This is a genomic window from Aneurinibacillus aneurinilyticus ATCC 12856, from assembly GCF_000466385.1.
GTDB lineage: Bacteria > Bacillota > Bacilli > Aneurinibacillales > Aneurinibacillaceae > Aneurinibacillus > Aneurinibacillus aneurinilyticus.
This window is the reverse complement of the sequence record NZ_KE952849.1, coordinates 1-11,890: the sequence shown is the minus strand read 5'-3', so window position 1 is coordinate 11,890 and position 11,890 is coordinate 1. Positions and strand designations below refer to the sequence as shown.

At 42.3% G+C, this 11,890-nt stretch carries 15 protein-coding genes; 9 read left to right on the top strand and 6 right to left on the bottom strand.

The features are described 5' to 3' along the window. The first annotated feature begins 18 nt into the window (after window positions 1-18). On the top strand, window positions 19-855 hold the full coding sequence (locus HMPREF0083_RS18420; RefSeq protein ID WP_040303694.1) for a PucR family transcriptional regulator: 837 nt from the start codon (window positions 19-21) through the stop codon (window positions 853-855). Between the two features lie 134 nt (window positions 856-989). Here HMPREF0083_RS18420 and HMPREF0083_RS26550 read toward each other — a convergent pair whose 3' ends face one another. Beyond that, complete coding sequence (locus tag HMPREF0083_RS26550; protein ID WP_021623161.1) at window positions 990-2,027, bottom strand: copper amine oxidase N-terminal domain-containing protein; 1,038 nt, start codon at window positions 2,025-2,027, stop codon at window positions 990-992. A gap of 223 nt (window positions 2,028-2,250) precedes the next feature. Here HMPREF0083_RS26550 and HMPREF0083_RS18410 point away from each other — a divergent pair, with 223 nt between their 5' ends. The 4 genes from HMPREF0083_RS18410 to nadD all read left to right on the top strand — a co-directional run bounded on the left by HMPREF0083_RS18410 (window position 2,251) and on the right by nadD (window position 5,786). Next, on the top strand, window positions 2,251-3,051 hold the full coding sequence (locus HMPREF0083_RS18410; RefSeq protein ID WP_187374802.1) for an NUDIX domain-containing protein: 801 nt from the start codon (window positions 2,251-2,253) through the stop codon (window positions 3,049-3,051). A gap of 61 nt (window positions 3,052-3,112) precedes the next feature. Then, window positions 3,113-3,658: a cysteine hydrolase family protein gene (locus HMPREF0083_RS18405; RefSeq protein WP_021623159.1), complete on the top strand. Its 546-nt coding sequence runs from the start codon at window positions 3,113-3,115 to the stop codon at window positions 3,656-3,658. A gap of 32 nt (window positions 3,659-3,690) precedes the next feature. Further along, window positions 3,691-5,151, top strand: coding sequence for a nicotinate phosphoribosyltransferase (locus HMPREF0083_RS18400; protein WP_040303691.1), 1,461 nt, complete (start codon window positions 3,691-3,693; stop codon window positions 5,149-5,151). 20 nt (window positions 5,152-5,171) lie between these two features. Then, window positions 5,172-5,786: a nicotinate-nucleotide adenylyltransferase gene (nadD, locus tag HMPREF0083_RS18395; protein WP_040303688.1), complete on the top strand. Its 615-nt coding sequence runs from the start codon at window positions 5,172-5,174 to the stop codon at window positions 5,784-5,786. Window positions 5,787-5,878: 92 nt separating this feature from the next. On the opposite strand, the gene HMPREF0083_RS18390 is transcribed toward nadD, so the two are convergent. From HMPREF0083_RS18390 to HMPREF0083_RS28235, 3 genes are all read right to left on the bottom strand, one after another. Continuing rightward, window positions 5,879-6,319 (bottom strand): GreA/GreB family elongation factor, encoded by a 441-nt coding sequence (locus tag HMPREF0083_RS18390; RefSeq protein WP_021623156.1) that lies wholly within the window; start codon window positions 6,317-6,319, stop codon window positions 5,879-5,881. Window positions 6,320-6,435: 116 nt separating this feature from the next. Further along, a complete protein-coding gene (locus HMPREF0083_RS28240; RefSeq protein ID WP_148316017.1) occupies window positions 6,436-6,708 on the bottom strand; it encodes a hypothetical protein in 273 nt (90 codons plus the stop codon). Window positions 6,709-6,723: 15 nt separating this feature from the next. Next, the gene (locus HMPREF0083_RS28235) at window positions 6,724-6,888 is read right to left on the bottom strand and encodes a hypothetical protein (RefSeq protein ID WP_021623154.1); all 165 of its coding nucleotides are present in this window, start codon (window positions 6,886-6,888) and stop codon (window positions 6,724-6,726) included. Window positions 6,889-7,033: 145 nt separating this feature from the next. On the opposite strand from HMPREF0083_RS28235, the gene HMPREF0083_RS18385 reads away from it, so the two are divergent. After that, window positions 7,034-7,405 carry a hypothetical protein gene (locus HMPREF0083_RS18385; RefSeq protein ID WP_021623153.1) on the top strand — a complete coding sequence of 124 codons (372 nt, stop codon included), beginning with the start codon at window positions 7,034-7,036 and terminating at the stop codon, window positions 7,403-7,405. Window positions 7,406-7,710: 305 nt separating this feature from the next. Further along, window positions 7,711-8,151 carry an NUDIX domain-containing protein gene (locus HMPREF0083_RS18380; protein ID WP_040303686.1) on the top strand — a complete coding sequence of 147 codons (441 nt, stop codon included), beginning with the start codon at window positions 7,711-7,713 and terminating at the stop codon, window positions 8,149-8,151. Window positions 8,152-8,258: 107 nt separating this feature from the next. On the opposite strand, the gene HMPREF0083_RS18375 is transcribed toward HMPREF0083_RS18380, so the two are convergent. After that, window positions 8,259-8,702, bottom strand: a complete 444-nt coding sequence (locus tag HMPREF0083_RS18375) for a hypothetical protein (protein WP_051354718.1) — start codon at window positions 8,700-8,702, stop codon at window positions 8,259-8,261. Window positions 8,703-9,014: 312 nt separating this feature from the next. Here HMPREF0083_RS18375 and HMPREF0083_RS18370 point away from each other — a divergent pair, with 312 nt between their 5' ends. Further along, a complete protein-coding gene (locus HMPREF0083_RS18370) occupies window positions 9,015-9,293 on the top strand; it encodes a YkvA family protein (protein ID WP_021623150.1) in 279 nt (92 codons plus the stop codon). A gap of 184 nt (window positions 9,294-9,477) precedes the next feature. Further along, window positions 9,478-10,200 carry an MOSC domain-containing protein gene (locus HMPREF0083_RS18365; protein WP_021623149.1) on the top strand — a complete coding sequence of 241 codons (723 nt, stop codon included), beginning with the start codon at window positions 9,478-9,480 and terminating at the stop codon, window positions 10,198-10,200. Window positions 10,201-10,472: 272 nt separating this feature from the next. Here the strand turns inward: HMPREF0083_RS18365 and HMPREF0083_RS18360 are convergent, their stop codons facing one another. Continuing rightward, window positions 10,473-11,720, bottom strand: coding sequence for an MFS transporter (locus tag HMPREF0083_RS18360; protein ID WP_040303697.1), 1,248 nt, complete (start codon window positions 11,718-11,720; stop codon window positions 10,473-10,475). Between the last annotated feature and the right edge of the window lie 170 nt (window positions 11,721-11,890).

Genomic DNA, 11,890 nt, shown 5'->3' with positions numbered 1-11,890 from the left:
ATCGTCAGGTTTTAAGTGGTGGGTAGTTCACATGAAAAAAACTGTTTTGAAGCAACAGAGCGGATGAAGGGATATTTTCTGGATAATATTTTATCGGGGAAAATTACATCAAAAAAAGACATCCTTCAACGAGGGAATTTTATCAACCTTGATCTTACCCAATCCTACTATATTATCTTTATTTCGTATCAAAGTATGGAGGAGAAACTATCAAACGAACTTGTTTTTCATGAAGCCTTCATGGAAACGATTGCTGAATTTTTGAAGAGGAACAAACTGAATGTACTATTTTCACAACGTACAAACGGAGGGGTGCTACTCGTTCCGACATCAATCCTGACGAAAACGATTGAATTTTTTAGTAGGGAAGTGTTGCAATTTCTCTCTAGAATGCATCCGCTATATCGATTTCGGACAGGGATTAGCATGGCTGGTACATCTATTGAGCAGGCTTGTAAGCATTACGATGAAGCAAAGACGGCTCTTCATATGACAACAGCGAGAAATGATATCCTGTCATTTGAATCGCTTGGTGTAGTGGGAATGTTAATTAACCAAAATAATGAAGAAGCCGTGAAGCAAATGTCAAGATACACACTGGGAAAACTGTATGATAACCCTACTTGTTCCAAAAATAAAGAACTTTTGCGCACATTATATGTATACCTGGAAAATGGGGGGAATCTTGAGCAAACATCAGATGAGCTTTGTTTATCTGTAAGCGGACTTCGCTATCGTCTGCAAAAAATTAAAAGTTTATTAGGACAGGATTTAAGTCATCCATATGTTAACTATCAATTGTTTTTATCGTTGCAGGCATTAATAATTACCGGGGAATTATCAATCATGGATTAGAGGGATATACCATACTCGCTTATTCCTCCGATGTTTTTAGAAGAGTGTAATATAGATAAGCTGACTCAAGATAAAATAGAAAGATACAAAAACACGAACGCACCCTGTCAAAAGTGCGTTCGCATCGTGGTAAATTAATTCGGCAAAGGAATATAGGTAATAGGTTCTTCAGGAGGCTGTGATTCCGCCGGAATGATGGTGTAATAAGGGTTTGCAAATAGCAGTTTTGTGATAAACCAGCCTTCCTTTTCATTTACGGTACGTTTCTCGACAATGAATGTTTCGGTACCTGTCGCGGACCCGCTGGAAGTAATTTCTGGATAGGTGACTGTATATTGTACAGCTGTATCGCTTAACTTCTTTTCTTCTTTTACCGTAATCGGTCCAACCCATGGACTTGATCCGCCTGTAACCCAGCCCCTATCTTTTACTTGCTCCATTGCTTTTTCCCGAAGCTCAGGGGAGAGTGCGGCATATTGGAGCGCTCCGCTTCGGGTCTGCTCTCCACGACCCCACAGCTTCAGCGCTTCTTCCGGGGTAGCGGGAATGAGTGCTTCTTCAATCATACGTATTTGCTTTTCAATCTTTTCCCTATCAGGAGCCTGAATAGAAAGAGTGTTTGTTTTTTGATCATACGTAACGTCAGCCTTGAATATTTCGTGTATCCAGTCTGATAGGACATATATGCGGCCGTTCTGGATTTCAGTACCATAAGCCGCATAAGGCAATCCATTGATTGAGATGGTAATCAAATTTTGGGGCTCAGCGCGTTGTTCGGGAAAATCAAGCGTGACTGTACGATCGGTAAGGGTGGGAAGAGAGATTTTCTTCGCATTTTCCGAAAGAGGCCACATTTCTGTTTCTTTCCCCTGGTCCCTAGGAGTTAGAGCCCGGACATAAGATGATAGCTTTGCGAATGCATAATACGTCTCATTTGTTTCGATGGAAACGGTTTTGAATTTCTCATCCCACTCAATAGAGCGTGCTCCTAGCTGCTCGCAAGCCCAGCGAAGGGGGATCATCACTTGATCCTTTACTACATGTACACCTGGAGGGGTGGAAGTAACAGAGCCGTTTATTTGAATGGTTAACGGTTGAGAAGCAAAAACCGGTGCAGTACTTAGTGTCATGGCTAATGCAAGACTTGACAGAATCACCTTTCGTTTTTTCATTTTTTCGCTCTCCCTATGTAAGATAAAAAACTATTGGTTATTCTTAATAATACTGTATTTCATTTCATATTTGTGTGAGAAAAATAAATTTTTCTTGTATCTTTATCGGCTCAGAGGTTCATAAAATAAAGAGTAGACTTTCCACCTTTTTCAGCATATACTACAATTAGTAATTAAGAAAAGTATAATTAGTTGAGAAGAATGATGAAAAGGAGGAGATATAGTGGGACGATACGAAACAGAAGCAGACATGTTAGCACATTATGATTCAAAGCAATACCAAACACCTGACGGGTATACGAGCGATATTGCCGTATTTAGCATTATAGCGGAAGAGCTTCCAGAGCATACGAAAAAACCACCGAAGCGCACCCTGAAAATTATGCTAATTAAAAGGGCTGCATGTGATAATGAAGGGAATGCCAATATTGAGGGAGGGAAGTGGGCGCTCCCCGGCGGATTTATCCAGCCGAATGAAACAGCTTATGAAGCCGCCAAACGCGAGCTGCAAGAGGAAGCAGGCGTAAGCGGACTTCATCTGAAGCATTTCAACGTGTATGACAGGCCTGGACGTGACCCGAGGGGCTGGATTATCTCAAATGCACATTATGCTATTGTGCCAGAATATCAGCTCGACAAGAGAAAGGCTGCCGATGATGCGGCGGAAGTTGAACTGTTCGATATAGAAGAAGCATTTGCTTTGGAGTTAGCATTTGATCATCGACAAATTATTCAAGAGGCGCTTGCTTTCATTAGAAGAGATATGATCCAGACGACAGTTGCCCGCAACTTTTTACCGCAAGAGTTTACCTTATCGGAGCTGCAAGGAGTGCTGCTAGCGGTCGTGTCAGAGCCAGCGATTCAAAGTTCGCCTGTATTTTTCGAGAAAGCGCCAAAACTGAGGTTTATAGAATTAGTAACAGGTGATGAAGGAAAGCCAAAAACATCAAACCGATATTCGTACCGCCCAGCTAAATTGTATCGATTCAATGAGGTAGAGCCTGTGTTTAATGTGTATAAATAGTTTTTTTACGAATGGTAATTAGTAATTAATTAATTATAATTTAATAATGGAGGAATAGAATATGAGTCAACGTGCACTTATTATCATTGATTATACGAAAGATTTTGTAGATGGGGCTCTGCCAGTCGGAGAGCCAGCGATTCAAATTGAAGAACGTCTTTGCGATATTACCGAGGAAGCTATTACAGCCGGTGCCTATGTTGTGTTCGCTGTAGATAAGCATAGTCTGCATGATCCGTATCATCCAGAAACGAAACTATTTCCCCCCCACAATATCGAGGGAACGGAAGGAAGAGAACTGTATGGTCGGTTAGCGGATATCTACAGGAAATATAAAGACAGGGAGAATGTTTTATATATGGACAAAACAAGATATAGTGCATTCGCCGGCACAGAGTTGGAGCTTAAACTTAGGGAAAGAAACATAAAAGACTTGTATATTACAGGAGTTTGCACGGATATATGCGATTTGCATACGTGCGTCGATGCGTATAATCTGGGCTACACCATTTTTGTTCATACGGATGCGGTCGCCAGCTTCAATCCTGCCGGACATGAATGGGCTTTGCAGCATATGAAGAATTGTTTGGGAGCGACCCTTCTTTAAAGAAGGCCCAAAAGAAAAAGGAGGCAGCACAAATGAAAAAAACATACACGGATGATGGTTTAGCCCTGCATACGGACTTATATCAGATAAATATGACAGAAACATATTGGGAAGATCAGATGCATGACCGAAAGGCGGTATTCGAGCTTTATTTCAGAAAGCTGCCGTTTGGGAATGGATTCGCTGTTTTTGCCGGATTGGAGCGTGTGATTGATTATCTGGAGAACTTTCGCTTCACAGAGAGTGATATTGAATATTTGCGTGACGGTTTGGGATATGAGGAAGATTTTCTTGAATATTTGCAGACGGTTCGCTTCACAGGTACGGTTCGTGCCATGAGAGAAGGAGAGCTAGTATTTGGAAATGAGCCGATTCTTCAGATTGAGGCCCCGCTTGCCGAGGCGCAGCTAATCGAGACGGCTTTACTTAATATTGTGAACTACCAGACGCTGATCGCAACAAAAGCGGCGCGCATGAAACAAGTAGCCGGGGACGATACACTGATGGAGTTCGGTACTCGGCGTGCCCATGAATTGGATGCGGCGGTTTGGGGAACAAGGGCAGCCTATGTAGCAGGCTTTGATGCAACAAGCAATGTACGGGCAGGGAAAATTTTCGGTATTCCCGTATCAGGAACGCATGCCCATGCGATGGTGCAAGCGTATATGGATGAATACACGGCATTTAAGAAATATGCGCGACGCCATAAGGATTGTGTGTTTTTAGTGGATACGTATGACACGCTGCACGGCATAAAAACGGCTATAGAGGTAGCGAAAGAGCTCGGGGATGCGATTAACTTTGTTGGGATTCGGCTGGATAGCGGAGATCTTGCCTATCTTTCCAAAGAAGCAAGGCGGATGCTTGATCAGGCAGGGTATACAGAAGCTAAAGTTATCGCGTCCAATGACCTTGATGAATACACCATCATGAACCTAAAGGCGCAAGGTGCAAGGATAGATACATGGGGCATTGGAACAAAGCTGATTACGGCTTACGATCAACCGGCACTAGGGGCGGTGTATAAGCTTGTCGCAATTGAAAATGAACAAGGAAAAATGATTGATACGATAAAAATCAGCTCAAATCCGGAAAAGGTAACCACCCCGGGATTGAAAAAGCTCTACCGAATTGTAAATCGAATCAATCAACGAGCTGAGGGCGACTATATTGCCATGGAAGACGAAGTTCCTCAGGCAGAAGAAAAGCTGAAAATGTTCCATCCCGTTCATACCTTCATTAGTAAATTCGTGACAAATTTTGAAGCCAGAAGCCTGCATGAGGACATTTTCGTTGACGGCCGCCTTGTATATGAATGTCCCACGTTGGAACATATTCGGGATTTCGTAAGAGAAAATATGGAGTTGTTATGGGAAGAGTATAAACGAACGTCCAATCCGGAAGAATACCCTGTCGATTTAAGTCAGAAGTGCTGGGATAATAAGATGGAGAGCATTATGGAAGTGAGGATGAGGATTGAAACTGCAAAATAAAAATGAAGGAGTGGATGAGCATGGCCCGATATGGCATTTACGGCTCAGCATTCGATCCGATAACATATGCCCATCTTTGGACAGCATGGACGGTGGCGGTTCGACGAAATTTGGATAAGGTGATTTTCGTTCCGTCATCCGATTATCGGGGGGACAAGGGGCGCAAGCTGACTTCCGGAAAGCATCGTTGGAATTTGCTTCAGCTTGCCATTATAGATAATCCGAAGTTTGAGGCGAGTGATATCGAGCTAAAAGCCGAAGCATGGGAGCAGTATACGCACGATACGATGAAATATTTCAAAGGCATGTATCCGTATGATGAGATTTTCTTTATTATGGGGGCTGACAACCTAGCCAGTATATCGTCTTGGTCAAAAGGAGAAGAGTTAATTCGGGAGAATAAGTTCATTGTCATGGCTAGAGAAGGGTACAATATGCTTGAGATTATAGCTAAAGATCCGATACTGCGTAATTATGAGCTTGATCATTTTGATTTGCTTCATAAAGGATTAAACATGGAGATTAGTTCAAGCTATATTCGCGATGAATTCAGTGTCGGAGGAGATCCGAGATATTTGATGCCTGATGCTTGCTATGAATATGCCAGAAAACACAACGTATATGTAAAGGGATAGCGGCTCTTGCTTATATGTTGCAGAGTTGCTTAGCAGAAGCCCGAAAGATGAAATTTGTGGTCAGATTCCGGGCTTCTTATGCAATCCATTCGTTATTGATAATCTTTGAATTCTATTTTTTTAATTACAACGTTTATTTCACCAGCCGGAGTTGATAGCGTGACTTTTTCCCCTAAGTCATGCAATAGCAATTGTCTGCCGACGGGAGATAAAAAAGAGATATATCCATGTGTAGGATCGCTTTTTTCCGGGAAGCAAATCGTGAAGTGATCCACATAGCCGTCATCTTCATACAATAAGGCTACTTGGCTTCCGATAAATACTTTAGCGAGTGCCGGATATGTGCTTTCCCCGGAATCGGATAAAAATGTCTCCACTTCCGAAATGTATCGCTCAAAAAACGAGAAATCTCTCTCATGAACCGGAGTGGAGGTTACATATAAATCGAGAAGCTCGACCATATTCTCTTCTATAAAAATTAATTGCTTAATAAGACTTTTTCGTAGAGGATAATAACTTAAACTATGGTTCATTGTAGATAACCCCCTTACCCGGATTTAGACCTTTGCAAAATTTACTTTTTGCCATTATGTTTATACCCTCCCTAATAAATAAAAAAATTGAGAATCTGTAGCATACAGACCCTCAATCACATCGTACCATACTTCGTATATTTTTCATATGCTGGAAAGATTACCATCGCTCTGGGAATGAATATGTACTTCTCCCTTCCCGAGCGCATGCCCCGGCCAGGCGAAAGGGGACGGCAATTATCTCCTTCTTCATATCTACCCAGATGTTTTGCAGTCCCGCCCGGCTGGGGCAAAAAGCGGCCCTCTAAGCTTGGGTGCGAGAGACGAACCGACGCCCGTTTAGGGCACGGTGTGGCGACGATCCACTCTAGGTTGTACTGGATAATCAACACTCTTGTTATTATCTATTTGTTTTTATTATTTTGACTCCGCTCGTCATATACACCAGGACCTGTTTCAGGAGGATTGATATGCTGCGGCTGTGAAGTTTTGATTGTTTGAAACGCGTCTGTAACGGCTGCCTGATGTGTTCCTAATATCTCCAGCTCGGAGTTGTTTTTTTCCTTCATACTGCTCTGCCTCCTTTATTAGCCTTCGTTTATTAGGATAGGAAAATATCAGGCATTTATGCACTCAAAAACATGGCCGTTGCGTACCGTATAAAATGCGAGCTTTTTTCAACACTAATGTAGAACGATAGAAGGAGGAATAAAAATGGCAGAAAAAAACATACTGGCATATTTTAAAAGTCCGGAAGAAGCGGAACAGGCGGCACAGAAGTTATCAGAGCTTGGAGTTGTTGATTTGTCCATCGATCGCGTCTCCCGGTATCCGGGGCAAGGAACTGAACGAATGCTGAATACGGTGGGAGGAGAGCTTCCTTCGCTTGCAGGTACGATACTTGACGCCGACATTACGAATCGGGGAGCCGGTATATTGCTGGCAGCAGATGTAAGTGCAAGTGGTATGAGTGATGGAGGCCAGGACGATATAACCGGGCGAGATATTCTGTTAACGGTAGTAGTAGAGGAACCTAAGCATCATCAGGCGTTACATATTGTAGAACAATCTGGTGGAATGCAGTGACGGATCGAATACAAAATGGAAGGAACGGTCGAGGCGACTATCGAGCATTCAGAGCTTGAACTTTGAAGTAGAAGATGGCAGAATAAGTATAGTACCATTACATATTTTTCGAAATTGAACCAGGAACTAGGTAGCTAGGGTTCCGCCTTATGATAAGGGGCCGTGACCGAGCGCTACAGGATCTTGCTATAAGAGCAGGAGGCACCTATTGGCATAAAAAGCCCGAGGGGGAAGGTTCAGCGTATTTTGCGTGCGCTGACTTCTTCTCCCCGGGCTTGTTTTATTTTATGAGGAGGAAAATGACAATGAAAAAAATTGATTCCATTCGTCCGGGCGTAGCTGTCATTATTTTTGATGAGTGCAACCGGGTATTACTACAGAAAAGAGCGGACGTAAATTTATGGGGCATTCCCTCAGGGCATGTGGAGCCAGGTGAAACGGTGACGCAGGCTGCTATCCGCGAAGTGTGGGAAGAAACGGGCCTTGACGTATCGGTTATTCGTCTCATTGGTGTGTATTCAGAACCGGATTCTCAGGTATTCGATTATCCAGATGGCCGTTGCGTTCATTTTGTTACGGTATGCTTTGAAGCCATGGTGAAGGGCGGTGAATTAAAACCACAGTGTTCAGAAACATTGGAGCTTTGTTATTTCTCTCCAGATGAATTGCCGGACAATCTGCTGTTCATGCATCCGCGTTGGCTAGAAGATGCCTTGGCAAGACAGGAGACACCATTTGTCCGATAAGTTTATCATGTGGATGCTTGATAAAAGTGGACCTAATGGCACAAGCCAGCCATTCTTTTCAGAGAATGACTGGCTCTTTTCGTGTATTGGTATTGTTCTTATTCTTTTTATTCCAAATACACTTTGCATACATAGTTTGCTGTGCCTTCTTCCCATTCGGCAGAAAACGAGTAGATGTGGAGACCTTTATTTTTAGATAGAACAAAGGAAGAATCCTGTACTGTGACAGGCTTGGTTTTATTTGTACTTGTCCATTCATTTACCTGAAGTGTACCGGATTTAGGCTGTTTATCGAAATGAATCATCATCGTAGCCTGCGCGGGAACGACGCCCGGGTTCTCTGTTCGTACTTGAGATGGGGGAGAGATAAAGTCTACACATGAATTTTTTTTCTCACTTTTCCAGCAATAGTTGCTTTGATATACGGGAACATCCTGTTGTCCGACGGTAAGAGCGGGCAACGGAGGCCTGGGGCTGGGGGAGGCAAGCGGTCCTTCCGTACATCCGGCCAACACAAATAGCAGCATCAAGCAGACGGCAGATTTTTTCATTTCTTTCTTCCTCCTCTCAAAAGGTTGTATTATATAAGTATAGGGCATATAGCTCGGCTTTTGGGCTACACCTGCTATTTTGACATTTGAGCGTAGTTGGAGGTAGGATAACTAGAGAGAAAGAAGTTGAATGTGCCCTGCGCTTTGGCAGAGGAAAGGCCAGCGTGTGCTTTTCCGACCGCTCCTGTCCCTCCTTCTTTTCTTACCTCCCACCACAAACATGTGTCGATTTGTCAAATCAGATGTATATAGCTTCGGTCCACGAAAGAATGTCCATTCGTAAAAGCATATTTATAATAGAGGAGGTTGAAGATGAGAAGGTTTTTACAGAGGGTGCGTTTTATTTTCAATGTAAGGAAATTCATCCCGTTCCTGTTTCGCTTCTTTGCTTCAAAAGAAGTCTCAATGCAAAAAAAACTTTTGTCTTGCCTGTTACTCATTGGATATATTGTTTTTCCTTTTGATCTGATTCCGGATTTCTTTGTTTTTTTTGGCATGCTTGATGACGTAGCCGTGTTTATGTTTGTTTTACAGCAAATGGTGAAGATGGCACCTCCCCAGTTAAAAGAACAATACGGAATTCAGGGATAAAGTGAAGCTTCGCGCAGTGAAGGATATATCCGTTAAGACAGGATAAATATAAAAGTAGAAAAGGTGCAGAAACACGGAGATGTTCCGCACCTTTTTTCTTTGACTGAAAAGGACTGTACAAGGAATGGTGTAAAATGACAGACAAACAGTTGGGGCAAAGATTTTAGATGGCTGTTTTGGTAAAATGAATGAGATGAAGTTATTTATTGGAGAAAGGGAAGACAGAGCGATGGACATTGAGATTAAGTCAATTAATGTAGGAAAACCGTTAACAATTACACATAAAGGAAAAGAGATTACGACAGGAATTTATAAACACCAAGTTGACAAACCGTTATTTCTTTCCACGCTAAACTTTGATGGTGATGCTCAAGCTGACCTTGTTCATCATGGGGGAGTCGATAAAGCGGTTTGTGTATATTCGTATGAGCATTACGCCTATTGGGAGAAAGAATTGAACAGGGAGCTTACATTCGGAGCGTTTGGAGAAAATCTTACCGTTACTGGTATGCTGGAGGATACAATTTGTATCGGCGACACTTACCAACTAGGGGAGGCTATCGTACAGATTAGTCAGCCCAGGCAGCCATGTCATAAACTCGCAAAAAAATATGATGTCATTGACTTGCCGATTAAATTCCAGAATACTGGATTTACCGGCTTTTATTTCCGCGTGTTGAAGGAAGGATGGGTGACGCAGCCTGTCTCTATGCGGCTTATTGAGCGCAGCCCTAAAAATGTGACTGTATCATTTGCAAATAATACTATGCATCATGACAAACAAAATATAGAGGCAATTCAACGAATTTTGGATGTGGAAGAGCTGTCTGGCAATTGGCGAAAAACGTTTCTAAAACGGCTGGAAGGCATTGAAGTAGATACTAGTAAGAGATTAACTGGAGATTGACACTCCCACCCTCAAAGTGGAAAGCAGGCTGGCACCTGTGGGATTCTTGCTACTAAAGACGAAGTCCGTTTCCGCCCCTCTTTCCTTATATGTATATCTGATTTGATAAATCGACACATGTTTGTGGTGGGGGGAAGAAAGGAAGGAAGGAAGGGCGGTCGGAAAAACACACGCTGGCCTTTCTTCTGTCGGAGCGCAGGACGCAGCCACCCTCTTTTTTTCCGAATCTCTTCCTTCCAACCACGTTACTTTGTCAAAATATCAAGTGTAATTTATATAGCTGAATGAATCGAGTCTTTTTGGTCGACTGGACCATTCAAAAATCTGAAATAAGGCAGGCACATTCCTAAAAGAGATGAGAGACAGATAATCATTCCAATCAGTAAAAACATTGTCCGAATTCCCCACAGTTCCCCCAATGCGCCCCCGATAAGAATCCCAAGTGGCATGACGGCACGGATGATAAAAAGTCGAATTGAAAATACTTTCCCTATGAGATGATTAGGAACTGTTTGTTGATATAGACTTGTACTATTAGCAGTGAAGAATGGCAGGGCGATTCCAGCTATCACCTCAATAGTGATCGCCAGCGGAATGCTGGTTATAAAACTCATAGACATGTACGTTAATCCCCCAACTGCCAGTGAGCCCAGCATAATAAGGCGACGATAAGTAGGCCTTAGGTTAATTTTAGATGCCAATATAGAGCCGAAAAAATAACCTAATGGAAATCCGGCCATAAAATAACCGTACTGTGTATAGCTTCCATGCAGTTCTTTCATCATGAATGGGAGATTAACGACCATTGTAACGCCTACTCCAAATTGAACGAAGGCGAGGAAAATGCCTAACCATAGCAGAAGAGGTTGCCCGATGAAAAAGCGAATCCCTTCCATAAATTGCTGAAACCATGTAGCACGAACCTTTTCCATATGTAAAGGAGGTTCCTTCAAGAACATAAGCAAAAGACCACTTATAGCGAAAAACGAGCAAACAAGCACAAGTGTAAATGATACACCTATCCAATCTACTAACAATCCTCCTATAGGGGGAGCTAAAAAGCTCATTAATCGTATTGTACCATCCAGGTAGGCGTTGACAGATGCGAGCAACCTTTCAGGAATGAGAGTCGGAATAATCGAAAAACTAGCGGGTGCATACAGAGGCTGAATGAGTCCAATCACAATTTGTACAATGTAGATATTCCATACTTCCAAAGTGTTTAAATTAAACATTAGTAAAGGGATAAGGAAGATTACTCCTCTGGTAAACTGAGAAAAGATCATAATTTGTTTTCGACTCCACTTGTCTATGTAGGGGCCAATACCTAGCTGCAAGATGAGGGAAGGAATGAAGTAAATGAGCCACATGCTTCCAAGAGCTAATTCTGACCCTGTCAATTCGTAGACAATGATGGAATTACAAAAGGTGCCGAGTGTTCCTCCAAGTTCAGAAATGGCACTTCCTGTCCACATAAATAGAAAAGAGGGGTTACGAAAAACGGAAGCTTCTCTTTTCATCATTGTACACCTTCTTTATTTTGAGATGATAATCAATTCCATAGTTTAACTAATAAGTCCTGCTATATTACGCATGAAAAATAAGTGTGCAATTTTCTAACATGTTTACTGAGTAGATTATTTATTTGAATATAATATAACACGCCTGTTGATTATCCATAAGGTGGAAG